At 67.0% G+C, this 26,299-nt stretch carries 18 protein-coding genes; 3 read left to right on the top strand and 15 right to left on the bottom strand.

Annotated features, from left to right (window positions below):
• Nucleotides 1–34 precede the first annotated feature (34 nt).
• Together AC5QAH_RS05220 and AC5QAH_RS05215 are read right to left on the bottom strand one after the other, a co-directional pair.
• Nucleotides 35–2,023, bottom strand: a complete 1,989-nt coding sequence (locus AC5QAH_RS05220) for a sialate O-acetylesterase (RefSeq protein ID WP_053092148.1) — start codon at nucleotides 2,021–2,023, stop codon at nucleotides 35–37.
• The gene (locus AC5QAH_RS05215) at nucleotides 2,020–4,194 is read right to left on the bottom strand and encodes an alpha-glucuronidase family glycosyl hydrolase (protein WP_495232150.1); all 2,175 of its coding nucleotides are present in this window, start codon (nucleotides 4,192–4,194) and stop codon (nucleotides 2,020–2,022) included. Before AC5QAH_RS05215 ends, AC5QAH_RS05220 begins: the two co-directional genes overlap by 4 nt.
• Before the next feature lie 92 nt (nucleotides 4,195–4,286).
• Between AC5QAH_RS05215 and AC5QAH_RS05210 the strand changes: the two genes are divergently transcribed.
• Nucleotides 4,287–5,345 carry a LacI family DNA-binding transcriptional regulator gene (locus AC5QAH_RS05210; protein WP_019337710.1) on the top strand — a complete coding sequence of 353 codons (1,059 nt, stop codon included), beginning with the start codon at nucleotides 4,287–4,289 and terminating at the stop codon, nucleotides 5,343–5,345.
• Between the two features lie 8 nt (nucleotides 5,346–5,353).
• On the opposite strand, the gene AC5QAH_RS05205 is transcribed toward AC5QAH_RS05210, so the two are convergent.
• The 8 genes from AC5QAH_RS05205 to AC5QAH_RS05170 all read right to left on the bottom strand — a co-directional run bounded on the left by AC5QAH_RS05205 (nucleotide 5,354) and on the right by AC5QAH_RS05170 (nucleotide 18,985).
• On the bottom strand, nucleotides 5,354–7,912 hold the full coding sequence (locus tag AC5QAH_RS05205; RefSeq protein WP_495232149.1) for a glycoside hydrolase family 3 protein: 2,559 nt from the start codon (nucleotides 7,910–7,912) through the stop codon (nucleotides 5,354–5,356).
• Nucleotides 7,909–9,318 (bottom strand): sugar porter family MFS transporter, encoded by a 1,410-nt coding sequence (locus AC5QAH_RS05200; RefSeq protein WP_010485699.1) that lies wholly within the window; start codon nucleotides 9,316–9,318, stop codon nucleotides 7,909–7,911. The genes AC5QAH_RS05205 and AC5QAH_RS05200 overlap by 4 nt, the downstream gene beginning before the upstream one ends.
• 44 nt (nucleotides 9,319–9,362) lie before the next feature.
• Nucleotides 9,363–10,697 (bottom strand): xylose isomerase, encoded by a 1,335-nt coding sequence (xylA, locus tag AC5QAH_RS05195; protein WP_049481186.1) that lies wholly within the window; start codon nucleotides 10,695–10,697, stop codon nucleotides 9,363–9,365.
• Between the two features lie 43 nt (nucleotides 10,698–10,740).
• Nucleotides 10,741–12,234 (bottom strand): xylulokinase, encoded by a 1,494-nt coding sequence (xylB, locus tag AC5QAH_RS05190; protein ID WP_049455212.1) that lies wholly within the window; start codon nucleotides 12,232–12,234, stop codon nucleotides 10,741–10,743.
• 163 nt (nucleotides 12,235–12,397) lie between these two features.
• Nucleotides 12,398–13,930: a tryptophan halogenase family protein gene (locus AC5QAH_RS05185; RefSeq protein ID WP_043451980.1), complete on the bottom strand. Its 1,533-nt coding sequence runs from the start codon at nucleotides 13,928–13,930 to the stop codon at nucleotides 12,398–12,400.
• Nucleotides 13,931–13,941: 11 nt separating this feature from the next.
• Complete coding sequence (locus tag AC5QAH_RS05180; protein ID WP_019337715.1) at nucleotides 13,942–14,964, bottom strand: cupin-like domain-containing protein; 1,023 nt, start codon at nucleotides 14,962–14,964, stop codon at nucleotides 13,942–13,944.
• A 3-nt stretch (nucleotides 14,965–14,967) separates the two neighbouring features.
• Entirely contained in the window at nucleotides 14,968–15,726 is a 759-nt protein-coding gene (locus AC5QAH_RS05175; protein WP_043395877.1) for a SapC family protein, read from the bottom strand.
• Nucleotides 15,727–15,856: 130 nt separating this feature from the next.
• On the bottom strand, nucleotides 15,857–18,985 hold the full coding sequence (locus tag AC5QAH_RS05170) for a TonB-dependent receptor (RefSeq protein WP_099559329.1): 3,129 nt from the start codon (nucleotides 18,983–18,985) through the stop codon (nucleotides 15,857–15,859).
• Between the two features lie 423 nt (nucleotides 18,986–19,408).
• On the opposite strand from AC5QAH_RS05170, the gene AC5QAH_RS05165 reads away from it, so the two are divergent.
• A complete protein-coding gene (locus AC5QAH_RS05165) occupies nucleotides 19,409–19,969 on the top strand; it encodes a fasciclin domain-containing protein (RefSeq protein WP_313123403.1) in 561 nt (186 codons plus the stop codon).
• 96 nt (nucleotides 19,970–20,065) lie between these two features.
• Here AC5QAH_RS05165 and AC5QAH_RS05160 read toward each other — a convergent pair whose 3' ends face one another.
• Nucleotides 20,066–20,278: a hypothetical protein gene (locus tag AC5QAH_RS05160; RefSeq protein ID WP_010485683.1), complete on the bottom strand. Its 213-nt coding sequence runs from the start codon at nucleotides 20,276–20,278 to the stop codon at nucleotides 20,066–20,068.
• A gap of 106 nt (nucleotides 20,279–20,384) precedes the next feature.
• A complete protein-coding gene (locus AC5QAH_RS05155) occupies nucleotides 20,385–21,566 on the bottom strand; it encodes a serine hydrolase domain-containing protein (RefSeq protein WP_043395886.1) in 1,182 nt (393 codons plus the stop codon).
• 294 nt (nucleotides 21,567–21,860) lie between these two features.
• Between AC5QAH_RS05155 and AC5QAH_RS05150 the strand changes: the two genes are divergently transcribed.
• Complete coding sequence (locus AC5QAH_RS05150) at nucleotides 21,861–23,108, top strand: arsenic transporter (RefSeq protein ID WP_495232148.1); 1,248 nt, start codon at nucleotides 21,861–21,863, stop codon at nucleotides 23,106–23,108.
• A gap of 24 nt (nucleotides 23,109–23,132) precedes the next feature.
• Here AC5QAH_RS05150 and AC5QAH_RS05145 read toward each other — a convergent pair whose 3' ends face one another.
• The 3 genes from AC5QAH_RS05145 to AC5QAH_RS05135 all read right to left on the bottom strand — a co-directional run bounded on the left by AC5QAH_RS05145 (nucleotide 23,133) and on the right by AC5QAH_RS05135 (nucleotide 26,294).
• Nucleotides 23,133–24,566, bottom strand: coding sequence for an OprO/OprP family phosphate-selective porin (locus AC5QAH_RS05145; protein WP_495232147.1), 1,434 nt, complete (start codon nucleotides 24,564–24,566; stop codon nucleotides 23,133–23,135).
• A 134-nt stretch (nucleotides 24,567–24,700) separates the two neighbouring features.
• Nucleotides 24,701–25,477 carry an ABC transporter permease gene (locus AC5QAH_RS05140; RefSeq protein WP_005409726.1) on the bottom strand — a complete coding sequence of 259 codons (777 nt, stop codon included), beginning with the start codon at nucleotides 25,475–25,477 and terminating at the stop codon, nucleotides 24,701–24,703.
• On the bottom strand, nucleotides 25,461–26,294 hold the full coding sequence (locus AC5QAH_RS05135) for an ABC transporter ATP-binding protein (protein WP_005416613.1): 834 nt from the start codon (nucleotides 26,292–26,294) through the stop codon (nucleotides 25,461–25,463). Before AC5QAH_RS05135 ends, AC5QAH_RS05140 begins: the two co-directional genes overlap by 17 nt.
• Nucleotides 26,295–26,299: the final 5 nt, after the last annotated feature.

The following is a 26,299-nucleotide window of genomic DNA, read 5'->3' as shown; positions in this document are numbered from 1 at the left end:
TCGCGGGCCAGAGGGGACTGCTTGGACAACGTCATCATCGTCGGGCCTCGGCTTCGGCAATGGGAAGTTCGAACGGGCCGGCCGGCGCCCCGCTGCGGTCGCGCAGCGTGCACACCGGGCCATCGGCCCAGCAGTAGCGCACATGCGTTGCGCGCGTGGACAGCGGGCCGCGCAGCAGGATCCGGCGCGCATCCAGTCCGGCATCGGCGTACTCGCAGTGGCGCGTATGGCCCCTGGCCTCGCACAGTTCAAAGCCGATCGGACGCAGTGCGCCGGTCGCGGTGAGCGCGCCTTCGACATCCTCGAACGCAATGGCGACGCCCGTGGGCGTCCGCACGGCGGCGACCGCTCGCGGGCCCGACGGTGCCATGCCCTGCTCGCCGTACACCACATGGCGCGCCACGCGCGCCAGGCGGCGCCCGAGCTCCTGCTTGTTCGGCGGATGGATGTCGTAGGCGTCGCCGATGTCGATGGCAATGGCAAGACCGCTCTGCGCATCCTCGGCCGCGACGCGCCGCTGCGCCTCACGCACCTGCGCCCAGCCGCTGTCGGCGGGCGCAGCCGGCGGCTGGCCGTAGCCGGCCAGTTGTACCAGCAGCAGTGGCGTGCGCGCACCGAACTGCCGCCGCCAGTCCTCGCGCAGCGCACGCAACCGCACTGCATAGGCCGCACCATCGCCGGTGTTCGATTCACCTTGATACCAGAGCATGCCGCGCAGACCGAAGCCCGCGAGCGGTGCGATCATTCCGTTGTACAGCGTCGACAGCCCGGTGGCGGCCTGCCACGGGGCAAACGGCGGCGCCTGTTGGCCCGGCGCAACCCGATACATCCACGGTCCCTGCAGTGGCACCCGCTCGCCGGTATCGAACTGCAGGCGGTGTGCCGTTGAAGGGCCGGCCAGGCCGCCTTCGCCGTAGGTGTCCAGCACGTTGACCGCAATGCTGTTGGATCCTGCCTTCAGCAGGCCATGTGGCAACGGGTAGCGCCTCTCGCCGGCGCCGTACTGGCTGCCGACGGCGACCCCGTTCACCCAGGTCACGTCCACCTCGTCAGCCGATGCCAGCTCCAGGGTCGCGCCGCGTGCAGCCTGTTCAGCGCTCAGCATCACCTGCGTGCGATACCAGACCATGCCGTTGTAGTCGGCAAGTGCGGGCTCGTTCCACCGCTCCCATGCGCCCAGTGTGGCCGGTGCGCGCGACCATCCGCGGTCATCGGCATCCGTCCGCCATGGTGCGTCACCTGACAGTGCGCCCTCGCGTGTGGCCCACCAGTGCTGCCAGTAGCGACCCCAGCGTGCATGTGCCTGCTGCGGGTCGTGGGCAGACTGAGCAAGGATGTCCAGGGGCTCGTCCATGCCGCCCTGCCCGCGCAGCGCGCCCGGGCTGGTCCACGCCTCGATCCGGGACCCGCCCCACGCCGCCTGGATCAAGCCCATCGGCACGGCAGCCGTGCGCTGCAGCTCGCGCGCGAAATAGAAACAGGCTGCGGAGAAGTCGCGCACCCTGTCGGGGGTTGCCGTTGTCCATGCAGGGTCGCCCTTGAAGCTCTCCTGTGCCTGCGCGGCCCCCTCCTGCGGCACGGTGAACAGCCGGATCCGTGGCATCGTGGCCGAGGCGATCTCGCTGGCAGCGTTGAGCGAGCGCCACACCGGCAGCTCCATGTTCGACTGGCCCGAGCACAGCCACACGTCGCCCATCAGCACATCGCGCGCCGTCTGCCGGCGCGTTCCGTCGTTTACCTCCAGCGTGTAGGGACCGCCAGCGGCGACCGGGGTCAGCATCGCCTGCCAGCGGCCTGCGGCGTCCGCCCGGCTGCTCACCGCCTGCCCCGCAAACGTCACGGAAACCGGCTGCCCGGGGCCTGCGCGCCCCCAGACTGCAATGGGCCGGTCGCGCTGCAGGACCGCGTGATCCTTGAACAGAGGATGCAGCAGTCCCGTCGTTTCCCGCGCCGCGGCCGGCATCGCCACTACTGCCGCAGCCATCATCAACAGCGCACACCCGACCGCTCCGAACCTGCTCATCGGCCATCCCCCGGTGCGAACGGAAACTGCAAGGCCTGGTAATACGACAACGGATGCGGCGGCGGCCGCTCGCCGGCGGCCAGTGGCCGGCCACTGAGCGACTGGAAGTACGCCACGCTGGCGTCACGCCACCATTGCGCTTCGTCGTGCTGGATCTGCAGGAACGCCGCGACGTGCCGATGCCGCTGCGGATCGATCCGGTCGCTCAGGCCAGCCCAGGTCGCCTGCATCGACTGCACCTGGCGCACGCCGCGCGAATAGCGCCCGACCAGTTCGTCCCAGAGCGTCCTGCCCGAGCGCATGCGGTGATCCCACGGCACATGATGGAACCACAGCAGCAGCGACTCGGGCACCCGCTCGGGGTCGCCATAGACCTCGGCGACCTGCGGGGCGTACTGGCCCACGGCGTTGCTTCCGCTGGCGCTGCGGTCAAAGCCGATGCCCTTGCTATCTGCGCGGTGGTAGTAGACCGACGTCCAGTCCGCACGCGGGCCGCCGTCCACCCAGGGGCCGGGGCCGTAGTGATGGCCGCGTGCCATCAGGTGATGCAGACCCAGCGGCGTCATGTAATCCACCACCGCCTCGCGCGAGTCCATCATCATGCGCACGATCGGGCCTGTCACCTGCGGGTCGGGCGAGAAGGTCAGCGCTGCCCAGTCTTCGGCAATCGCGCGCGCGGATTCCTGCGGGTTCCAGGCCAGTCGGCCGAAGGCGTACCAGTTGGCCTGATCGAAGTGCGAGCCACTCCAGGTGCGGTCCACGCCGATGTTGGCGACGCCGGCGATACCGGTCAGCGCATGACCCTCCAGCGAGCCATCGACCACGCGGGAGACCGTGGAGCCTTCGCTGCGGGCATGGGTGTCGGCCTGCAGCACTTCCTCGTAGAGCGTTCCCAGGTACACCAGGTGCGTCGCAAAACCCAGGTACTCCTTGGTGATCTGCAGTTCCATCATCAGCGGCGTGCGTGGCATCGCGCCGAACAGCGGATGGAACGGCTCGCGCGGCTGGAAGTCGATGGGGCCGTTCTTCACCTGCACGATCACGTTGGGGCGGAAGGCGCCGTCCAGCCCGACAAACTCGCTGTATGCCTGCTTGGCGCGATCTTCGGGAACCTCGTGCGAATACACGAAGGCCCGCCACATCACCACACCTTTGTAGGGCGCCAGCGCGTCGGCCAGCAGGTTGGCGCCGTCGGCATGGGAACGACCGTAATCCTGCGGGCCGGGTTGCCCTTCGGAGTTCGCCTTGACCAGGAAGCCGCCAAAATCCGGAATGCGCGCATGGATCTCATCGACCTTGTCGCGCCACCAGCGCCGCACAGCCGGATCCAGGGGATCAGCCGTTGCCAGGCCGCCGAGTTCGATGGGTGCACTGAAGCGCGCGCTCAGGTAGACCCGGATGCCATAGGGGCGGAACAGGTCGGCCAGCGCGGCGGCCTTGGCCAGATAGGCCGGCGACAGGCTCATCGCACTGGCATTGACGTTGTTGAGGACGGTGCCGTTGATGCCGAGCGAGGCGTTGGCACGGGCGTAGTCGGTGTAGCGCGGGTCACGCCACTGCGGCAACGTCTGCCAGTCCCAGAGCGAGCTGCCTGCATAGCCACGCTCGACGTAACGATCCAGGTTGTCCCAATGGTTGAGCAGACGCAGTGCGACCCGAGGCGACTCACGCACCTCCAGCCCCCGCAGCGACGTGCCACGCTGCAGCAGGCGCAGCAGATGGAAGGTGCCGTACAGCACGCCGACATCCTGGCGTGCCGCCACCAGCAGCACATCGCGCCCCCCGGTCCGGACCTGCCGGATCAGGAAGCCCTCGTCGCCCAACGTGGCGATCTCGTTGCCGAACGCGGCAACCAGCGCCGAAGACTGCGGCGTACCCAGCACCAGGGCATGGTCAGTAGTGATTGCCGTTCGCATTGGCGGGGCCGTTCCCAGCAATCCAGAAAGGCTGCGCGCAAGCTCGTCGCGGGTAGCGCGCTGCATCGGCGTGCAATCCGGGGCCACCACTTCGGCCAGTTGCCGCCGGTAATCGGCAGCGACCGTTGCGGCAACCGGCTGGTAGCGCATCCACAGCGCATAGCCATCCTCCGCCCGTGCTCCGCCAACACAGGCCAGCAGCACGAGCAGGGCCCACAGCTGCGTGCCGACAGCGCGCAACAACGGCGTTAACATGCGCCTTTGTAGACTACGTCCGGGCCCGGGACAGCGCATCATCGTCCTTCGCACCCGCGCGGCAGCGCCACCAAGAACAAAGGGATCGTGCATTGGACAAGCCGAAGAAATCGGTTCGCCGCAGAACCGCAGGCGTGACGATCGACGAGGTTGCGGCCCTTGCCGGCGTTTCGCCGATGACCGTGTCGCGGGTGATCAACCAGGGCAAGGTGCGCGACGTCACCCGCGAGCGCGTGCTGCGCGCCGTGCGTGAGCTGGGCTATACGCCCAATCTTGCCGCCAGTTCGCTGGCCGCCGCACAGCACACGCGCATTGCGCTGATCTACACCAACCCCAGCGGCGCCTACCTGCGTGAACTGCTGGTGGGCCTGCTGCGCGTCGCCTCCAGTTCCGCCATCCAGCTGGTCATCGACTACTGGGACAACCTGGATGCCGAATCCGAACGCAGGGCGGCGCGCGCGCTCGCCGGACGCGTCGACGGGGTGATCCTGCCGCCGCCCCTGTGCGAATCGCAGGCCGCCGTAAGCGAACTGGTCAAGGCTGGCATTCCGGTGGTGGCCATCGCATCGGGGCGCCTGAGCGAGGCCCTGTCCTGCGTCCGCATCGACGATTTCAGTGCGGGCAGGGAAATGACCGATCACCTGCTCCGGCAGGGACACACCCGCATCGGCTTCATCCGTGGGCGCGATGACCTGAGCGCAAGTGCGCTCCGCTACGACGGCTTCGTCACCGCCCTGCGCGAGGCCGGGCTGGCGGTGGACCCCGGCCTGGTCCAGCACGGTGACTACACCTACCGGTCCGGCCTGGCTGCGGCCGAGAAGCTGCTGTCCCAACGCCGGCCACCGACCGCGATTTTCGCCAGCAACGACGACATGGGCGCCGCCGCCATCTCGGTGGCGCATCGGCGCGGGCTGGAAGTGCCGCGCGACCTGTCGGTCGTGGGTTTCGATGACACCTCGGCCGCCACCACCGTGTGGCCGGAACTGACCACGATCCACCAGCCCATCGCCTCGATGGCCAACGCGGCCGTCGACATCCTGCTGCGCACCATCCGCCGTCCGGCGGCGGACGCAACGGTGCTGCGCGATCATGTGATGCCGCATCGGCTGATCGCACGCGATTCGGTCGCCGCGCCGCCCCGGCGGCGGTAGCGCAGGCATCATGCTCCGCATCCGAGGGTGACCTCGGCTTCGTTCAGCGCACCCAGCGCGACGCGTGACACGGAGATCGTCATCGCATCGCCCGTCACCACCGACCACGGTCGGTCGATCGCGTCCAGCTTGGCGCCCGCCTTGGCCAGGCACTTCAGCGGCACGCCAACACGCTTCCACTGGCCTTGTGGAAGCGCCGCCAGCGACGACCCGATGGCGATGCGTGCCGAGCAGCCCGCGCCGCAACCGACCGACAGCCACACCTCACCCTGCGGCGCAGCGTCGACCCGCAGCGTGGTCAGCAGCATCAGGTCGCCGTTGGATTCGCGCTGCAGGTCCACCGCCGTGTGCGACTGCAGTGCAGCGACGGCCTCGCCCTTGCCCGACCAGGCCAGGCGTCGCCCATCCTCCTGCGCCAGATGATCCACGCCGGTGATCTTCAGCCGGTCATCTGGCAATGCGTCCGGTACGCGGGTCACGGTCAGGCCCTGGCCAGCGGCATCCTCGAGTCGCAGCGCCATGCCAGGGCCTGCGTCACCACGCGCGAAGTAGACGCCGGTCGCGCCCTCGTTGCCAGTCACGCCCGATGCCTCCGGCAGCGCGGCCAGGTCGCCGTTGTCGGCGTAGGTCAGGCCGAAGCCGAATGCAAACAACGGATCGTAGTCCTTCTGGCCAACGTTGTTGGCGTACTGGGTGGCGGTGCACGGCCAGCTGAAACTGAGCTTGCCCTTGAAATCGTGCTGCACGCGGCCATCGCTTCCGCGCAGCAGTACATCGGCAATGCCGGCGCCTTCCGAGCCCGGCAGCCATGCAGCCACGAAGGCATCGGCGGCATTGATTTCCCGGTTCACCCAGAGCGGCCGCCCGCTCAGGAAAACCGCAACAACCGGTATGCCTTCGGCCTTGAGCCGCTTGAGCAGCGCCAGGTCCGTTTCGTTGCCGGGCTTGTACGCCAGCGTCGGCCGGTCTCCCTGGAACTCGGCATAGGGGTCTTCGCCAAACACCACCACCGCCACATCGGGCTTCACTGCATAGCGACCGTCAACGGCAAGCACGGCTTCACCACCCGCCGCGCTGGCCTGGCGCGCGATGCCCTCGTAGATCGTGTCCGCATTGGGGAAGTCCTTGCGGGTGGTGCCGGTGCCCTGCCAGTTGAGCGTCCAGCCGCCCGCCTGCTTGCCGACATCGTTGGCACCGTCGCCGGCCACGAGGATCCGCTGCTTCGGAGACAGCGGCAGGACGTGGTCCTGGTTTTTCAACAGGACCAGCGATTCGCGCACGGCCTGCCGGGCGACCGCGCGATGTGCCGGCGCGCCGATCAGTGCGAACTGCCCGCCGACGGCCCGCGTGGATGGCCTGCCGGCCTCGAACAGCCCAAGCCGGAACTTGACCCGCAGGATCCGGCGCACTGCATCGTCCAGCCGCTGCGTCGTGATCCGGCCGTCCTTGACCGCAGCCAGCGTCGTCTCGTAGAAGCCCTTCCAGCTGTCCGAAGCCATCGCCATGTCCAGGCCCGCGATGATGGTGGCCGGGCAGTCTGTGGTGGTGCAGCCCTTGACCTGTCCATGACCATTCCAGTCACCCACCACGAAGCCACCGAAGTTCATGCGGCCCTTGAGCACATCGGTGAGGTAATGCCGGTGCCCATGCATCTTTTCACCGTTGACGCTGTTGAACGACGCCATTGCGGTCTGCGCGCCGGCGGAGATTGCCGGCGGGTATCCGGCCGCGTGGATGCGCACCAGATCTGACTCGCTGATACGGGTCTCGCCCTGGTCCTTGCCGTCAGTGGTGCCCCCATCGCCCAGGAAGTGCTTCACCGAGGCGATTACATGGCGGCCATCGAGGAACTCCGGTGTTCCCACCCTGCCCTGCAATCCCTCCACCATGGCGCCCGCGTAGCTGGCCACCACCTCGGGCGATTCCGAGTAGCCCTCGTAGGTTCGGCCCCAGCGATCATCCTGGGGTACCGCAACGGTCGGCGCGAACGTCCACTCCATGCCGGTGACGCGGGTCTCCAGCGCGGTGATGCCACCGATCTGCCGCAGCAGCTCCGGATTGCGCGTGGCGCCCAGCCCGATGTTGTGCGGGAACAACGTGGCACCCATGATGTTGCTCTGCCCGTGCACGGCATCGATGCCGAACAGCAGAGGGATGGGCTTGCCGCCTTTGGACGTATCCATGGAGGCGTCGTAGAACGCGTCGGCCAGCGCCAGCCATTCGGCCGGCGAGGCGTCATAGCGGCCGCCGGGATCGGAGTTGCCTCCGGCCAGGATCGAGCCGAGGCGGTAGCGGCGCACGTCGTCGGGGGTGACGCTGGCGATGTCGCCCTGCACCAGCTGGCCGACCTTTTCCTCCACCGTCATGCCGGCCATCAGGTCGGTGATGCGCTTCTCCAGTGCCGGATCCGCGGCCAGCGGCCAGGCGACCTTCGGCCAGGGATCATTGTCGGTAGCTGCGGTGGCGGCAGCCCGGTCCTGGCCGCGGCAGCCGAGCAATCCCAGCATCAGTGCGGCGACCAACGCGCCGCTGCGGATTACCAAGGCCTGCGATGTCATGGCGCTCATCCTTCCATCTGCTCCAGTTCCTTGCCCTTGGTCTCGTGCACATGCCGGACCACGAAAATCACCGAGATCACGGCAGCCACCAGGTAGATGCCGTAGGTGGCTGCCAGCCCTGCCGCGGCCAGCAGCATCGGGAACGTCACCGTGACCACGAAGTTGGAGGTCCATTGCGCTGCGCCAGCGACCGCCAGTGCCGAACCGCGGATCTGGTTCGGGAACATCTCGCCCAGCATCACCCACATCACCGGCCCCCAGGACAGATTGAAGAACACGACGTAGGCATTGGCCGCCACCAGCGCCAGCGTGCCCATGCGACCGGGCAGCTGCAGGTGCCCGTCCGCCAGCGAACCGCTGGCAAAGGCCACCACCACCAGTGCAAGCGACAGCGACATCCCTGCCGAGCCGAACCACAGCAGGGGCTTGCGGCCGATCCGGTCAATCAGCAGTACCGTGACCACGCAGGCACCGATGCTCAGCGCGCCGGACAGCACGTTGATCAGCAGCGCGTCGTTTTCGGAAAAGCCGACCGCCTGCCACAGCACGGCGCCGTAATAGAACACCACGTTGATGCCGACCAGCTGCTGGAAGCAGGCCAGCCCGACGCCGACCCAGACAATCGGGCGGATCCGCCCGGTCGCCCGGCTCTTCAGGTCGGACAGTCGAGGGCGATGATGGTCGTTGGACAACGAGGCATCGATCTCCTCGAGCGTGGCGCGGGCCTTGTCGCTGCCCAGCAGCCGGGTCAGCACCCGCAGTGCATCGTCCTTGCGCCGCTTCACCACCAGGTAGCGCGGGCTCTCAGGAATGGTCAGCAACAGCAGCAGGAACAGCAGCGATGGCGCGGCCTGCATCCAGAACATCCAGCGCCAGGCGGCCTGCCCACCCCACAGCGGTTCGGTCGACGCGCCCGCTGCAGCCGCCAGCAGGTAGTTGGACAGGAAGGCAGCGGTGAGCCCGGTGATGATGGCGATCTGCTGCACCGTAGCCAGGCGGCCGCGATAGCGGGCCGGAGCGACCTCGGCAATGTAGGCCGGCGAGATCACACTGGCCGCGCCTACCGCGAATCCGCCCACCACCCGCGCCGCAATGAACCAGCCTGACGAGACCGCCGCCCCGGCACCGAGCGCCGACAGCAGGAACATCACTGCCGAAAGGATCAGCACGTTGCGACGGCCCAGGCGGTCGGCCAGCCGTCCAGCACTGAATGCGCCCACCGCACAGCCCAGCAGCATCGACGCGATCTCGAACCCCTGCATCCATTCGCCGGACCGGAACGCCTGGTGCAGGCCATCCTGGGTGCCATTGATCACACCGCTGTCGAAGCCGAACAGAAAACCGCCAATCGTTGCTACCACGCTGATCAGTACGATCAGTCGTGTGTTTTCACCGCTGCCTGCTGCCTGGTTCATCCCCGTCCCCTTGAGTGCACCGTTGCGCCCTTCGCCTGCCGCGCTCAGCGCAGCAGGTATTGGTTGAGCAGGTTTTCGTAACGCTCCTGCTTGCCGCTGGCCTGGCGCGGTTCGCCGAGCCGGGAGGCCAGTGCCGCCAGGTCCGGCAGGCTGAGCGTGCCACGCTCGAAATCCTGGCCGGCACCGCTGTCGAAACTTGCGTAGCGCTCCTTGCGCCATTGCTCCCAGGGCGACTCGGTCAGCAGTGCATGGGCAACCTCCAGGCCGCGTGCGAACGCGTCCATGCCGCCAATGTGGGCAATGAACAGATCCTCCAGGTCGGTCGACTCGCGGCGCACCTTCGCATCGAAGTTCAACCCGCCCTCCAGCCCACCCTGGCGCAGCACGACCAGCATCGCGCCGACGGTGTCGTACAGATCGCTGGGGAACTGGTCGGTGTCCCAGCCGTTCTGCGCGTTGCCGCGGTTGGCGTCGATGCTGCCCAGCAGGCCGTGATCGGACGCGACCTGCAGATCGTGCTCGAAGGTGTGCCCGGACAACGTGGCGTGGTTGGCCTCGATGTTGAGCTTGAAGTCCTTGTCCAGCCCATGCTCCTTCAGGAAACCCACCACCGTGGCACTGTCGAAGTCGTATTGGTGCTTCATCGGCTCCATCGGCTTGGGCTCGATCAGGAAGTTGCCCTTCAGGCCAATGCTGCGGCCGTAGTCGCGGGCCATGGTCAGGAAGCGTGCGAAGTGCTCGATCTCGCGCTTCATCTGGGTATTGGCCAGCGACGCATAGCCCTCGCGTCCGCCCCAGAACACGTAATGCTCGCCGCCCAGCTCGACCGTCGCTTCCAGTGCAGCCTTGACCTGCACGGCTGCACGCGCGACTACCGCGAAATCGGGATTCGTCGATGCACCGTTCATGTAGCGCGGGTGCGAGAACAGGTTGGCCGTGCCCCACAGCAGCTTGACGCCGGTGGCCTCCTGGCGCGCCTTGGCCAGGCCCACCATGTGCGCGAGGTTCTTCTGGTACTGGCCGATGTCATCGGCATCCGGCGCCAGGTCGATGTCGTGGAAGCACCAGTACGGCACGCCCAGCTTCGTGAAGAACTCGAACGCTGCGTCCACCTTTGCCTCGGCCGTGGCCAGCGGTGACGATGCCTCCCACGGGAATTGCCGGGTGCCCGGGCCGAACGGATCGTGCCCGGCATTGCAGAAGGTGTGCCAGTAACACACGGCGAAGCGCAGATGCTCCTGCATGGTCTTGCCGCCGATGACCCGGTTGGCATCGTAGACCTTGAAGGCAAGCGGATTGTCCGAGCCCCTGCCCTCGAACGGAATGCGGCCGACGCCGGGGAAGTACTCCTTGGCGCCGATGAAGGGCTGCGTGCTCATGGTGCGTGCTCCTGTCGTTGTACGGGGTGTCGTGGAGGAGCCATCAGCCGCGCTGTAGCGGCGTGATGGCATCAAGATGGCTGAGGAAGCGTGCGTAGGCCCGTGCATAGGCTTCGCTGCGGTCCGGATCCGGCCGTGCGGACAGCGCGGGATCGACGGTGACGTGGCGCGCGGTGATGTCGCTGATCGGGGTGGCGTCTCCCTGCGCCCTGGCGAACGCCCACAACGCCTGTAGCGCCGCTCCAAATGCCGCACCTTCGGCCTGCACCGGGACGTCCACCGGCAGGCCGAACACATCAGCCACCAGCTGACGCCAGGCAGCGCTGTTGCTGCCACCGCCGGTGAGCACGATGCGATCGAACTGCATGCCTGCGCGGACAAAGGCGTCGTAGCCGTACTTCAGGCTGTAGGTCGCGCCCTCCATGGCGGCGCGGTACACATGCGCCGGGGTGAAATTGGCGGTGTCCAGGCCAGCCAGCACGCCCTTGCCCAGCGGCAGGTCAGGGGTACGTTCGCCATTGAGGAACGGCAGCATCACCAGCCCGCCTGCTCCCGGTGGCGTCGCGCGCAGGTGCGCATCGCCGTCGCGAGTGCTGAAGCCGAAGGCACGGGCCACCTGTTCGGTCGCCACGGTGCAGTTCATGGTGCAGATCAGCGGGAGCCAGCCCCCCGTCGACGAGCAGAACGCTGCCCAGGCGCCGTCGGTATCGATCACCGGCGATCCGGAGTAGGCAAACAGCGTTCCGGAGGTTCCCAGGCTCATCGCCAGCCGACCTTCCTTGACGCAGCCGGTGCCAATCGCCGCCATCATGTTGTCGCCGCCGCCAACGGCCACCTTCACCGCCGTCGGCAGCCCCAGCGCGGCTGCCGCAGCAGGCGCGATATCGAACAGCGCATCGGGTGATGCGATGGGCGGCAGGCAGGCGGCAAGATCACGATCAGGGTCGGTTGCGCGCAGCAGCTGCTGCGACCAGGTGCGTGTGCGCACGTCCAGCCAACCGGTTCCAGACGCATCGCCAAGCTCGCAGAACCGCTGCCCCGTCAGCACGAAGTTCAGATAGTCGTGTGGCAGCAGGATGGTCGCCATCCGCGCGTAGGCGTCGGTACGGTGGACCCGGGTCCAGGGCAGCTTGGACGCTGTGTAGCCGGCCAGGATCGGGTTGCCCGCCAACGCGATGGTCCGTTGCAACCCGCCCACGGCGTCCATGATCTGGATGCACTCGGCCGAGGTGCTGGTGTCGCACCACAGCTTGGCCGGTGCCAGTACCTCGCCAGCATCGTCAACCGGCACGAACCCATGCTGCTGGCCCGATACCGCCAGCGCAACGATGCGTGCGCGCAGCGAGGGATCGATCCGGGCAAAGCAGTCGCGCAGGGCCGACACCCAGTCGGCCGGCGCCTGTTCACGGCTGCCATCGGCACCGCTGTCCAGCACGAGCGGCGCGCTGGCCGAGGCCACAACCGCCTGCTTCCGCGGGTCATAGACCAGCACCTTCAGGCTCTGCGTCCCTGCATCGATCCCTGCAACCAGACCCATCGAAACCGCCTCCGATCAAGAAAGGTAGCGCTAACATTCCGTGGACTTAAAAAGGGGGCGTGGTGTCCGGCCCCCTCGTTGCCACCGCGCGCGTCATCGCCCGCGGTGTTGCCGCACTGTAACCAGCCGCAGCGGAAAAAGCGTGCTGCAACGCAAAACCCTGCTACGCGCTTGCTGCCGTCGAACGCCACACGTCCACGCCGGACCTGCAGTACTGCGCGATGAACTCCGCCTGCGCCGGCATCTGCGCGGCGGCCTGCTGCACCGGCTGCTGGATGCCCTTCAACAGGGTGCGCAGATCGGCGTCGCTCACTGCCCGCGCCAGCGGGTGGGCAGGACCGGGCGCGATGCCCTGCCCGAGCAGCACGCTGGTCCACGATTCCACGCGGAACAGCTCGCCGGGGTCCTGCCAGGCGTGTGCGCGCTCGCGCCACGCCTGCAGCCGCTGCTGCAGCGATTCGGGCACGCGCATTTCGCGACACGCCTTCCACATCGGTTCGGTGCGCTGCGTTGCGTGATAGTGCAGGATGATGAAGTCGCGCACGTGCTCCATTTCCTGGCGGCTGACATCGTTGTACAGCTTCACCAGCGACGCACGGATGCCGTCGAACGGGAACAACTGGATCAGGCGCACCACCGCGCTGATCGTCAGATGGATGCTGGTCGACTCCAGTGGCTCGATGAAACCGCTGGCCAGCCCGAGCGACACCACGTTCCCGTTCCAGGCCTTCAGCCGGCGCCCGCTGCGGAACGGCACCTTCCATGGATCGCGCAAAGGTGGGGCCCCGGCATCGCGCAGCAGCTTCGCTGCGGCCTCGTCATCGGACAGGTGGCGGCTGTCATACACCAGCCCGCAGCCAACGCGGTGCTGCAGCGCGATGTGCCAGCGCCACCCCGCTTCGTGGGCGATCGCGCGGGTATAGGGAACCGGCGGCGCCACCGCTTCGGTCTGCACCGCCACGGCCCGATCGCACGGAAGCCATTCGTGCCAGTCCTCGTAGCCGGTGCCCAGCGCCTGCTCGATCAGCAGGCCACGGAACCCGGTGCAGTCGATGAACAGATCGCCCTCGATCACCTGGCCGTCGTCCAGCACCAGCGCCTGCACCGAGCCGTCGTGTGCGTGCTGCCTGACCAGGGCGATCCTGCCTTCGATCCGGCGCAGGCCGTGGGCCTCGGCCCTGTGGCGCAGGAACCGCGCATACAGGCTGGCATCGAAATGATATGCATAGCTGGCCTGCGGCTGGGTGTGCAGCGAGAAGCGGTCGCCACGCGAGGCGATGCTCTCCAGGCAGAAGTCGCCCAGGTCCGAGGGCATGCCGCGGCGCAGGCTGTCCAGCCAGAAGTGATGGAAGGGAGCCGCCCAGGTGCCATGGCCGATGGTGCCGAACGGATGGAAGAAGCGATCCCCCGGCAGCCGCCAGTTCTCGAACGAGATCGACAGCTTGAAGGTACCGGCCACCGCGCGCAGGAACTCCTGCTCGTCGATCTGCAGGAAGCGATGGAAGGTGCGGATCGGCGGCACGGTGGACTCACCGACGCCGACCGTGCCGATCTGCTCGGACTCGACCAGCGTGATCTGCAGTTGGTCACGGAACTGATGCGCCAGCGCGCAGCCGGCCAGCCATCCCGCTGTACCGCCACCGGCAATGACCACTTTACGGATGCGCCCTGCAGGCGTGCTCTCGGTATCCAACACGGTGCCCTCTCTCAACGGTTGAGCCTGCCCAGCAGCATCGCGCGCATGCGGCGGGCGCGCTGCTCGTCGAACGGTGCCAGATCCCCGCGCGCCGTGTCAGGCAGGTGCTGCCCGGCGCGCTCGCCGGGGCCGAATACGTAGTATCGGAAGAGCCCTTCCCAGGCCTGCTTCTCACGCGCTGGCAGGTCGCGCACGGACCACATCGCGTGCTGTAGCGCCGCCAGAGGCGCCCCCAGCCAGGCCGGCGAGCTTCGCCACCAGTAGTTCACCAGCACGTTGAACGGTTCCAGGCTGCGTACATGGTGCCACCACATGCTGGGAATGAAGATCGCATCGCCCGGCCCAAGTACCGCCCTGCGTGCATGCGCCAGCGCGTCGCGGAAGCGTGGATGCCGACCGAAGTCGGGGTGTTCGAAGTCCACCACGCTGACCACCTGTCCACCCGGCGTGGGATCGAGCGGACCCGGATAGAGGTTGTCGATCTGGGCGGGCGGGAACAGCGTGAACTCGCGCTGCCCCACCGCGCAGCAGGCGAGGTTGTCGGGTGTGTCGAAATGGCACGAGGCCGTCACCCGGTTGCCGATCCAGATGCTGGCGGTGGCGTCGATGCCCTGCTTCGCCAGCCCGGCGTCGTTGGCCTGCGCGAATGCCGGCAGCAGGGCCCGCTCGATCGGCAGCGAGGCCACGTAATAGGTTGGCGGCCGCGGCGCATGCAGCGTCGTGGCGATCTCTTCCAGCACCTGGGCCAGCAGGCCACGCCGCACTTCGAAGTTCAGCCGGGTGAAGTCCGCGCTGTAGAACGGGCGGCCTGCGATCTCGGGGCCGCCGAACGAGTACTGGATGGGCGCACCCGCATCGACGCTGCACAGGTACACCATCGCGTCGTGCACGCCGCCCAGTCCGGCCTGGACCAGTGGCCAACCGCTGGCGATGCCGCGCAGTACGACCGGCTCACCGGCGTCCACCAGGTCAGCCAATGGCAACGCGGCAGGATCGATGCCTTCCAGGATCCGCATCGGCAGGCTGGCTTGCACCGGTCAGTTCCTGACCGCCTGCGTGGTGCCGTCCTGGACGCGGAGACGGCGCTGCTTCTCGGCGATCAGGCGGCGCATGTTATGCAGCGAGGCAAGCATCAGGTATGCACCTTCCAGGTAACCGGCGCGGTTCAACGCAGCCAGGCGTGAACTGTCCAGCGCCGCCAGGCGCTCGCGGTCAATGCCGTGCAATCCGCTCACGCCCACGCGGTGATGCGGCGCGAGCTGCACATCAAGCGTCACCGGCTGGATGAGCCCGCAGTCGTCGAGCATCGTGAACATATTGGCCGCGAAGGCACTCCCCTCGTGGATGCCGCGCAGCACGCCGGCGATGTGGTCCAGGTAGGGCGTGTTGCCGCCCTGCGGCAGGAACACCGGCTCACCGGCGCCGGCGGTGACGCGCGGATGGTCCAGGTCCACGTGCATCACCGCATCCTGGGTGAGCACGCCATCCACGTAGTGCTCCTGGAACCCGATCAGGAACGGCCCTTTGGCGGCCGCGCCAGGCAGGTAGGAGGCATTCCAGCGCCCGTCCTGCAGGAACAGGTTCTCGTGTTGTTCGAAACCCAGCAGGGCCACGGACTGCCACGCTTCCGTCCCGGTTTCCCTGCGCAGGAAGATCGGATACTCACGCTGCAGTTCAGCGAACTCGCTGGGATAGGCCGGCACCATGCCCACCGCATCGCCGAACTGCGGCCCGAAGCCGGTGGCGACCTTCAGGTCCCGATGCGCGATGTTGTTGAGCATTTCATAGCGGGCCATCAGGATATCCAGTCCAGCGCGGGGTGGCTGGACAGCAGGGTAGCGCAGGCGCGACAGGTGCGGCGACACCGTCCCGGCACGGCACCGCTGGCGGGCAGCAGTGCCGTGCCGGACGCGTCGGCAACCAGGCTCAGAACTTGTAGCGGACGCCCAGCATGTAGCGCGGGCTCTGGTCTGCCAGCTTGACGATCATCTGCGACGTGCGCGAGCGCCACCGCACATCCTCACCGGTCAGGTTGATCGCCTCCAGGCTGAAGGACCAGTGGTCATCGAGCGCGTAGTTGACGCTGAGATCCCACTGCTCGTACGGCTCCACATAGTACGGATTGCGGCTGGAGCCCTGGTTGGCCAGGATCAGGTACTGATCGCGCCAGTTCCATGCCAGTCGCACCGACCACCCGTACTTCTCGTACATCAGCATGGCGTTGGCGGTGTCGCTCAGGCCGGTGAGCGAGAACTGGTCGATACCCGGATCGCCGCCGTTGTTGTAGCCGACATCACCTTTTACCACCGTGTAGTTGGCCAGTACGCCGAACCCGGTGTCACCGAAGAAGTACTGCCCGCCCAGCTCCCAGCCGTGCAGCTTGGACTTGTTCTGGTTGATCGGGCGATTGACGTTGAACTGGTACAGCGGATCGTTGGCCTGCCCATACAGATCGTAGGCCGCTTCGGTGGCCAGGACCTGCGCATCGGTTCCGTTGTAGGCGCCCAGGCCGGCAGGATTGTTGCGCAGCAACGCCAGTGCGGTGAACAGCGAGGTGTCGTTGGCCGAGCAGGCGGCCGCGTTGGCCGGCCCGACCTGGGCGACGCAGGCGCCGCTGGTCAGGAAGTCCAACGCCGCCCGCGCATCCGGCCCGGAGGTCGGGTCGGTGAGGCCGTACAGGCTTTCCTGGACGACGGTGTTGCCGATGAAGTTGCTGACCGACTTGTTCCAGTAGGTCAATGACACATAGCTGGCATCGGCGAAGTACCACTCCAGCCCCAGGTCGAGGTTGTCCGATTCCAGCGGCTTCAGGCTCGGGTTCTGGGAATTGCCGCTGGCGCGGGACGAGGGATCGATCAGCACCGAGCCGAACGGTTGCTGGGCCCCGGGTCCTGCATAGAGATTGCCGTACGGCGCGCGGGCGATGCTTTTGCCGAACGACACACGGCCCTTCAGTTCCTCGGTGAGGTCGATGCTGAAATCAAGGTTGGGCAGGATGTAGCTGTACCGCGCCTTTTCCGTGAAGGGCTGCTGCTCATCGGACAGCACGATGCGGAAATCGTTGTTGGCCTGCCACTCGATGGACTCGGGAACGGCAATGACCGAGGTCGACACCACGTCGGTGGTTTCATAGCGCACGCCCAGGCGCGTGTTGGTGCGCATGCCGCCCAGTTCCCCGTCCAGCTCTACCTGGAAGTACGCCGCCTTGGTCTTCTCTTCCACGAAATTGTCGGCCGCGCGTTGCGGGTTCACACCCAGGCCAACGCCGTACTCGCGCGACGCCCATTGCGCGAGCTGCCCGGCATTGCCGCGCCAGGCCGGCCAGCTGTTTGCACTGTAGTCGTCGAACAAGCCGACGATGCTGACCGGTTGAAGCAGGTCCATCAGGCCCGCGGCGGTATCCCGGTCCACGTTGGCCACGCCCCAGTCACCCAGGGTGGAGTAGGCCTCGGCGGCCTGGATGCGGTGGGTGGTGGACTTGTTGGTGTCCACGCCGAACTGGAAGCGGCCGTGGTCGAAGTTCCATTCGCCATCGACGCGCGCCTGCTTGATCTTGCTGATCTGGGTCTGCGCGTTGACGCGCAGCACCTGCGTGCCAACCTCGCCTTCCTGGAAGCCCGGATTGACCACGCCATTGGTCCCGGCGACCGCATCGGCGGTGCTGGGATACCAGACCTGGGTGCCAACCGGCAGGCCATTGTTGAAGTTCAACTCCTGCACCCAGGAGCCACCGCAATGCGGGCCACGGGTGCAGTTGTTGGTGCCGGCGATGCTCATGAAGATCGAACCACCGCCGGTGAGCGGGTCATTCGGGCGGCTCTCGTTCTTCGAGTTGTGCGCATCGAAGCTGAGCTTGAAGCGGTCGCTGACATTCCAGACGGCATTGAAACCCAGCGAACCCAGCTTGTATTCCTGCATGCTGCGCTGCTGTTCCAGGCCGAAATCCTTGGTGCCGGCGATTTCACGGATGTATACCGGCGTCGCGACGGCGCCACTGGTGTCGAACTCGACGTTGGTGTAGTTGCTGTTCTGCAGCCACATGCCCTGCTCGCCGCGATTCTCGGTGATTTCGTTGGTCGAGTAGGTGTAATCCACGGTCAGGGTCAGGCTGTCCGTCGGTGCGAACTGCAGCACGGCCTGGCCGTTGACGCGTTCGCGTTCGAATTCGGAGAACGCGTAGCGCAGGTCGTTGGGCCGCGCGTAAAGCTGGCCGACGGCCGGAGCATTGACCACGGTCGGGTTGCCCGGCATCGACCCTGTCCACGGCTGCACGTTCCAGTAGTTCTCCGTGGCCTGCACCGAGCCACCCTTGCGCTTCTGCTGGCTCGCGCTGAGGCTGACGCCAAAGGTCTTTTCCGGATTGCTGTAGCTGAAGATGCCCGACAGCTCCGGTGTCAGGTCATTGTCGAACGGCTGGCTCTGGTCGGAGACCAGCTTCGCCCCGGCGTTGGCCACGATGCCGGCGTGATCGAGCGGGCGCGAGGTCAGGATATTGATCGTCGCGCCGATGCCACCGCTGGGCACCTGTGCCTGGCTGGTCTTGTAGACCTCGATGCCATTGATGGCCTCGGCGGCCAGTTGCGCGAAATTGAAGGCGCGTGTGCCGCCGTCGACACCGCCGATGGCCACCTGTCCGGAGGCACCGAACGCGTCCGCGCCCGGCATCTGCCGACCGTTGAGCGTGACCATGTTGAACTGCGGACCGAAGCCACGCGCGGTCACCTGCGCGCCCTCGCCGTCACGGCGCTCGATGGAGATGCCGGTGATGCGCTGCAACGACTCGGCAAGATTGGTATCGGGGAACTTGCCGATGTCCTCGGCGCTGATCGCATCGACCACGCCCGCCGAGTCGCGCTTGATATCCATGGCCTGGCTCAGGCTGTTGCGTATGCCCGTGACCTGCACTGCATCAAGCTGGGTGGGTTGCGACTGGCTCTGCGGCTGCTGCCCGGTCGCCGGTGCGGCGTCCTGCGCAAAGGCGGGATTGATGACCAGGGCACCACCCACGAAGGTGAACATGGCCCGGGACCGGAACTTCGCCAACGCGCGGCTCATGAACCGGACCTCGGGCCCGGGGTGCCACGGAAACTGCAGGTGCTCATGAAAGTCCCCTCTGACATACGATCGAATGGATGTACCGCCCCCTCCCAGGGGCACGCACGGGCGTGGCCCGCATTCCAAACCGAACAGCACGGGTGCTCGGGCACGCCGCGACTTACACTTGCTTTTCAAGCCTGCCAGGACAAACACGCGGCAAAGAAGGCAGCCTCCCGGACCCTGGATCCCCGTCCGACTGGTAGCGCTACCATCGCGTTGCAGCGGAGAGTAATCACCGAGGTTCGCCGTTGTCACCATGCAGCGCAGCAAAACCGGCAGCGCGCGAAACAGCTGCTGACTCGGCCGTTGCTGCATCCGGTCACGCTCGCCCGCCGTAGGAAAGATGCCCGCGCTTGCGGGTCATCCAGAAAGGAACGCACCGTGAACGCTCTTCAGCGCATCGCCGCCGCAGTCGGCTTCGCCGTACTCGTTTCGTCCGGCTCCTCAGTTTTCGCCGCCGACACCGTCATCGTGGGCGGGGCAGAAATGTACCCCACCAGGACCATCGTCGAGAACGCCGTCAATTCCAAGGATCACACCACGCTCGTTGCAGCGGTCAAAGCAGCCGGCCTGGTCGACACCCTCAACGGCACCGGGCCCTTCACTGTTTTCGCGCCCACCAATGCGGCCTTCGAAAAACTGCCTGCAGGCACTGTCGATACGCTGGTGAAGCCGGAAAACAAGGCACGGTTGACCCGGATCCTGACCTACCACGTCGTCCCGGGCAGCTACAGTTCGGCCCAGCTTCTGGCCGATGCCCGCAAGCACGGCGGCAAGGCCACCCTGAAGACCGTACAGGGTGAGCCTCTCACCGTGGCGCTCCACGATGGCAAGCTCTGGGTGATCGATGCAGAGGGTGGCAAGGCAGGCATCAGCGTTGCAGATGTCAGCCAGTCCAACGGCGTCATCCACGTGGTCGACACCGTGCTGATGCCCAAGTAAGCGTCCTCATGCAACGGGCATCCGGCGCGATGCCCGTTGCCCGGGCCGGTCATTCCGCCGTCAGCATGCGGATGCCCGGCCGGCATGGCGCAGTGGCTACCACACCGGTCCCAGCAGCTTCGTCACTTCGGCCTCCAGTTTCTGGGCGGCCTCGTCCTGGGAGGCGACCTTGATGCACAACCCCGACTGTGCCGGTCCCGGCACCAGCTGGTAGCGGTTGATGGTGCCGCCACCTTCACCGTCCAGCGCTACCCGCGCCACTACCGTTCGGCCATTGGCGTGGAAGGTCCAGTCCTGATAATCAAACATGCTTCAGTAGGTGTGCGGCCAAGATGTCATCCCACTTTAGGCGGCACGACAGTGAAGAACGCTCCAGGAAGATGTTCAGCGCGCGTGGACATGATGGCGACAGGGCCTATTGCAGTGTCCGCGCCAACTGCAGGACATCGGCGAAGAAGGAGGGATAGTCGTCCTGTGGAGCGCTGTGGCTCTCGCGCCGGTGGATCAGGCGCACTGCGACGACACGCTGTTCCGGGATGATCATCATGTATTGGCCCAGGTAGCCGTTGGCGGCGAAGCCGACGACCGGCCCACGTGTGATGTCGTAGAGATCGGCAAGCTTCAGCCCTCGTCCGGAGATCTGGCTGCCGTAACGCTGCGACCAGTCCGCGCCCAACTGATCGGCAAGGAAGGCCACCAGCGCGCTGCGGCTTTCGAATGCACGCCCTGCACTGGCCTGCAGTGCGCGCTGCACGTCGTCGTCCACCCTCCTTTGCACCAGCAGATCCTGTAGCCGGGGCTTGAGCTGGTAGCGTTCCCAGGCCGGTACCCGCCACCACAGCAGCCCGACATCTGGCGCACGGGCGCTTTCGGTCGTCATCAACGCGACCGACTGCTCACTCAGGAGACGTTTGCCATCCGGCGCCACGCCTCCTTCCAGCAACAGTTGCCCGATGGCGGCAAGATCGGCCGCGCGCAGGGACAGCCCGGCCATGCCCAGCGGGGTGCCTGCCTCATCCTTCATCCAGGTGTAGTGGGCAATGCCCAGGGGCTTGAACAGGCGCGCGTCCACATAGGCATCCAGCGGCTCGCCTGCCAGGCGCTCGACAATACCGGGCAGCAGGTTGGTGGCCTTGTTGTTGTAGGAGAACACGGTACCCGGGGCATCGCTCAGCTCGGCGGCCAGTGCCAGCCTGACCAGGTCCGGGGCCCCTTCCAGCTCTTCGCCCGCGTTCGCCACGTTCTGCAGGCCCGAGGTATGGTCCAGCAGCATGCGCACGGTAATGGCGCTCTTCCTGCCCTGCTTCCATTCGGGATAGATCTGGCTGACCGGCGTATCGATCGAAGCCAGCTTTCCTTCGTCCAGCAGCAACGCAATGGCGAGCGCGACGACCGACTTGGTGGCCGACATCAGGTGAACCGATTCCTGCCCCGCGGCGGGCTTCAGCTCAAGCAGCGTTTCCCGGTCGTGCATCACCAGGACCGCATCGGAATGCGCGGCGCGCGCGTTGCGCTCGATCGCGGCAAGGGCTTCGGCACGCGTCGCCGCTTGGGTGGGCCCGGCGATGCCGAACACCAGGGCCAGGGCGCAGGACAACCAGCAGGATCTTGGCATCGCCATCTCGTCCAATGAGCGTGTGTGCAGTTTGACTACATGTGTAGTCAAACTGCAGTGCCTGAAGTCATGCCGCGCTTGAGTGCTGAAGGTGGGCTGGGCGCCGCCCCGGCCCACCTGCAGCGCGGTCGACTGCAGCGGTCGCCATGCCGCGCCGCACGGTATGATGCGGCGACCCGGAACCTGCGATGATTGCAGCGGCCGCCCATCCGCTGATCGCGCGCGCCAGGACCCCCTGCGCCGGGGTCGCTGCCGGTGCCGCTGAAGCCCCACTCCATGCTCGCCCCCCAAGCCCCCCTCGTGATCTGGGCAGCGGTCGCCGTTGCCACCATCGGCCTGCTGTTCCGTCCTTTCCGCATCCCCGAATATGTGTGGGCGTTGTGCGCTGCCGCCCTCTTGCCGTTGCTGGGCGCGGTGTCGCTGCACACCGCATGGGGCGCGGTGGCCGAAGGCCGCGACGTCTACCTCTTCCTGGTCGGCATGATGATGCTGGCCGAACTGGCGCGGCGCGAAGGCCTGTTCGATTGGGTGGCGTTGTACGCGGTCCGGCATGCGGGCGGGTCCGGGCGACGCCTGTTCGACCTGGTATTCCTGGTCGGCACGCTGGTGACGGTGTTCCTGTCCAACGATGCAACGGCCGTGGTGCTGACCCCGGCGGTCTACGCCGCCTGCAAGGCGGCGCGCACCAATCCCCTGCCCTACCTGTTCGTCTGTGCATTCATCGCCAATGCGGCCAGCTTCGTGCTGCCTATTTCCAATCCGGCCAACCTGGTGGTGTACGGCCAGCACATGCCGCCGCTGCTGCAGTGGCTGGCGCAGTTCGCGCTGCCGTCGGCGGCGGCGATCGGTGCCACCTACCTGGTCCTGCGCTGGGCGCACCGGCGCGAGATCGCCCAGCCGCTGGTGGCCGCGCCGGTGCATCGCCCGTTGACCGACGGCGGCCGGCTGAGCGCACTGGGCGTGCTGTTCACCGGCACCGTGTTGCTGGTCACGTCCGCCTTGAACGGGCCATTGGGCCTGACCACGTTCTGCGCGGGCACGCTGAGTGTGGCGGTGGTGGCGATCCGTCAGCGGCGCAGCCCGCTGCCACTGCTGCGCCACGTGTCCTGGGGCGTGCTGCCGCTGGTGGCGGGACTGTTCGTGCTGGTGGAAGCGGTGGCGCAGACCGGTGTCATCCAGACCGCGGCCAGCGCGCTGCAGGCCGTGGCGCAAGCGTCTCCCCGCCAGGCCAGCTGGCTGGCCGGTGGCGCGGCTGCGCTGCTGAGCAACGTGGCCAACAATCTGCCGGTCGGCCTGGCCGCCGGTTCGCTGGGGCAGATGGCCGACCTGCCGGCGCAGACCCGTGCCGCATTGCTGGTCGGCGTGGATCTGGGGCCCAACCTGTCGGTCACCGGTTCGCTGGCGACGATGCTGTGGCTGGTGGCGCTGCGCCGCGAGGGCGAGCATGTCAGCGCGCTCGACTTCCTGCGTGTCGGCGCGCTGGTGATGCCGCCGGCGTTGATCGGAGCATTGCTGCTGCTCTGATCGGCGCGCGAGCGGCATGCGCTTCTAGAAGGCCACCTGCAGGCGGGTATTGAAGGTGGTGCCTTCATCCCTGCCCTGGCCGGTGCCGCTGCGGTTGCGGGTCTGCCAACGGATCGCCTCGAACATCACGCGGCTGAAGTCGTTGAGATACCAGTTCGCACCCAGCGTCCACGCGTGGCCTGTACCGCCACTGGGCAGCTCGGCATAGTCCACGTCCTCGTAGCGCCCTTTCAGTTCCCAAGCCCCGGCGCCGCCGCGGGTGACAGGATCGGCCACCTTGACCCGGCCCCAGGTGCCGGCCTTGCCCGAATAGGCCGGCCTTGCACCGGCCAGGAACCAGCCAGCCGAAATCGCCCAGGCCTGGTGGTCCAGATCGTAGCGCCCGCTGGCGTCGGCCCCGCGCAGGTTGCGCGTACCCCATTCGCCGGTCGCCCAGGCCGGCCCGAAGAAGCCTGCCAGTTCCGCGCCATGGGCCGTGCTGCGCTCGGCGCCCAGCAATGTGCCCGGCGCGATCTTGACCAGGTCGTTGAAGTGCCCGGCGATGGCCGAACTGCGGACGACGCCGCTGGCGCCTGCGGCGATCTCCTCGTGGAAGGCCCAGGCCCCCAGGTGCACCGTGACCGCATCGTTGGCCACCGGGTTCCAATGCACGCGCGTGGCCCAGGTCTGGCTGTCGTTGTCGGTGCCGGTGTTGTTGAGATCGTTGCCGGCCACCGACAGGCTGGCATGCCAGTCCTTGCCGTACACGCGCTCGGTCAGGCCGACACCGAACAGACCGCGCTGCGGCAGCATCAGCGTGCCGACCACGTTGCGGTCCTGGAACGGCGTGTTGGACGTGCTGCTGGAGCCGTCGATACCCCGGTCGTTGAGGCGGTTGCCCACGGTCAGGTCGGCCGGCAGCCCGAACAGGCGGTGGTCCACGGTGGCGTAGACCGACTTCCACGCCACCGCGTTGTCGGCGAAGTCACCTTCCACCGCCCAGCCGAGGATGCCGTAGCGGCCTTCGGCGCCCAACCGCACCGAGCGGATCTCGGTACCGGAGATGTTGCGGTCACTCACTGAGGACCCATCGGTGCTGGATGCGTCGACGAACAGGCGTCCGCGCGGACGGAACACCACGCTGCCATCGGCACTGCTGAATTCCGGTGCGCCCTTGGACCAAGTGACCTTGGGCGCCTTGGCCTGGCTGGATTCCAGTGCGGCAATGCGGGTGTCCAGCGCGGGAGCCTGCGTTGCGACCGCCGCGCCGGAAGTGCCGCGCCCGCCTTCCACGGCACGCAGGCGCGCCTCCAACTGCTGGATCTGCAGCGCCTGCTGCTGCACCAGGCGTGAGAGTTCGGCCTGGCTCAGTGGTGCGGGAGGGGACGAAACAGCCTGGGCGCCAACATGGCCACTGGCCAACAGCAGGCCAAGCGCGACCGGCAGCACTGCCAGCGGCAGCACGGTGGAATGATTCATGGGCTCTCTCTCCGGCCAGCCGGCCCCCTGGCCCGGCGCTGGCCTGTTGCGGTGGTGCGGGGGAAGATCGGGGGAGGAAGTGCGCGCCGCCGGATCGGTCCGGCGGCGCGGCGGGCCGGCTCAGCGCGGCCGGTTCAGCTGGTGGCCTGTGCCTGGGCGTTGGGACGCCAGGTGATCAGCTTGTTCTCGACCACGTCCAGCAGGGCGTCGATGACCAGCACGAAGGCGGCCAGGATGATGATGCCGGCGAACACGCCCACGGCATTGAAGTTGCCCTCGGCCTGCGCGATCAGGTAACCCAGGCCCGCCGAGGCCCCAAGGTACTCACCGATGATCGCGCCGACCACCGCGAAGCCCACCGAGGTGCGCAGCGAGGACAGGATCCAGCTGGCTGCTGCAGGGAAGTAGACATGGCGCAGCAGGTCGCTACGGCTTGCACCCAGGATGCGGGCATTGGCCAGCACCACCGGATTCACCTCGCGCACGCCCTGCATGGCATTGAAGAACGTGGTGAAGAACACCAGGGTGACCGCCAGCGCCACCTTCGACCACAGGCCCAGCCCCAGCCACAACACGAAAATCGGCGCCAGCACTACGCGCGGAATTGCGTTGAAGCCTTTGATGAAGGGGTCGAGGATGCGCGCCGAGCGTCGGCTCAGGCCCAGCCACACGCCGCCAGCCACACCCAGGCCGGTGCCGATGATGTAGCCCAGCGCGGTTTCGGTCAGGGTGATGTAGACGTGCTGGTAGAACGAGGTATCGGACAGCCAGGTCCAGGCCTGCTGCACGATCGCTGTTGGCGAAGGGAAGAAGAACGGATCGATCACGCCCAGCGCGATGCCACCTTCCCAGCCACCGAACACGGCGACCACCAGCGCGAGCTGGATGAACTTGTCAGTCTTGGCGTGCATAGCTCTTCTCCACTTCGCCGCGCAGGCAGGCCCAGATGTCGCGGTACAGGTCGGTGAAACGGTCATCCAGCTTGATCTCGGCCACATTGCGCGGCCGTTCCAGATCCACGTCGAAACTGCGCACCACGCGGCTCGCCGGGCCGGAGGACAGCACCACCACGCGATCCCCCAGCGCGATGGCTTCTTCCAGGTCATGGGTAATCAGGATCACCGAGCGCCGGTCCTCCTGCCACAGGCGCAGCAGCTCGTTCTGCATCAGGTGCCGGGTGTGGATGTCCAGCGCCGAGAACGGTTCATCCATCAGGATCACCTTCGGCTCGACGATCAGCGCCTGCGCCATCTGCACACGCTTGCGCTGGCCACCGGACAGCTGGTGGGGGTAGCGATGCTCGAAACCGGCCAGGCCGACCTTGGCCAGCCACGCGTTGGCCTTGGCCTTGCGTTCGGCTTCGGGCACGCCGCGGAAGCGCAGGCCGAGTTCAACATTCTGGTAAGCCGTCTTCCACGGCAGCAGCGCATCCTGCTGGAACAGGTAGCCGACCGACTCCTGCACGCCGCTGACGGCGCGGCCGTCGATGCTGACCTGCCCGGAAGACGGCTTCAGCAGACCCGCCACGGAATTGAGGATGGTGCTCTTGCCGCAGCCGGTCGGGCCGACGATGGCAAGGAACTCGCCGTCACCCACCTGGATGTCGACATCACGCACGGCGGTGAATTCGCCGAAGGACATGGTCACCTTGTTGAGGGCGACCATGGTCTGTGCAGGCTCCAGCTGCGGCGCGCCGTTGAGCTGGCGCACGGTGGCATTGAGGGCCATGGGGT

Source organism: Stenotrophomonas sp. YJH_SMC_43 (assembly GCF_059372535.1).
The sequence above is the reverse complement of the archived record's forward strand: the minus strand, read 5'-3'. Positions and strand labels throughout refer to the sequence as shown.

What these genes read in the sequence shown, in the direction of transcription:
- AC5QAH_RS05220 (WP_053092148.1), bottom strand. Translation starts at nt 2,023, where the DNA reads ATGAGCAGGTTCGGAGCGGTCGGGTGTGCGCTGTTGATGATGGCTGCG.
- AC5QAH_RS05215 (WP_495232150.1), bottom strand. Translation starts at nt 4,194, where the DNA reads ATGTTAACGCCGTTGTTGCGCGCTGTCGGCACGCAGCTGTGGGCCCTG.
- AC5QAH_RS05205 (WP_495232149.1), bottom strand. Translation starts at nt 7,912, where the DNA reads ATGAGCGCCATGACATCGCAGGCCTTGGTAATCCGCAGCGGCGCGTTG.
- AC5QAH_RS05200 (WP_010485699.1), bottom strand. Translation starts at nt 9,318, where the DNA reads ATGAACCAGGCAGCAGGCAGCGGTGAAAACACACGACTGATCGTACTG.
- xylA (WP_049481186.1), bottom strand. Translation starts at nt 10,697, where the DNA reads ATGAGCACGCAGCCCTTCATCGGCGCCAAGGAGTACTTCCCCGGCGTC.
- xylB (WP_049455212.1), bottom strand. Translation starts at nt 12,234, where the DNA reads ATGGGTCTGGTTGCAGGGATCGATGCAGGGACGCAGAGCCTGAAGGTG.
- AC5QAH_RS05175 (WP_043395877.1), bottom strand. Translation starts at nt 15,726, where the DNA reads ATGGCCCGCTATGAAATGCTCAACAACATCGCGCATCGGGACCTGAAG.
- AC5QAH_RS05170 (WP_099559329.1), bottom strand. Translation starts at nt 18,985, where the DNA reads ATGAGCCGCGCGTTGGCGAAGTTCCGGTCCCGGGCCATGTTCACCTTC.
- AC5QAH_RS05160 (WP_010485683.1), bottom strand. Translation starts at nt 20,278, where the DNA reads ATGTTTGATTATCAGGACTGGACCTTCCACGCCAATGGCCGAACGGTA.
- AC5QAH_RS05150 (WP_495232148.1), top strand. Translation starts at nt 21,861, where the DNA reads ATGCTCGCCCCCCAAGCCCCCCTCGTGATCTGGGCAGCGGTCGCCGTT.
- AC5QAH_RS05145 (WP_495232147.1), bottom strand. Translation starts at nt 24,566, where the DNA reads ATGAATCATTCCACCGTGCTGCCGCTGGCAGTGCTGCCGGTCGCGCTT.
- AC5QAH_RS05140 (WP_005409726.1), bottom strand. Translation starts at nt 25,477, where the DNA reads ATGCACGCCAAGACTGACAAGTTCATCCAGCTCGCGCTGGTGGTCGCC.
- AC5QAH_RS05135 (WP_005416613.1), bottom strand. Translation starts at nt 26,294, where the DNA reads ATGGCCCTCAATGCCACCGTGCGCCAGCTCAACGGCGCGCCGCAGCTG.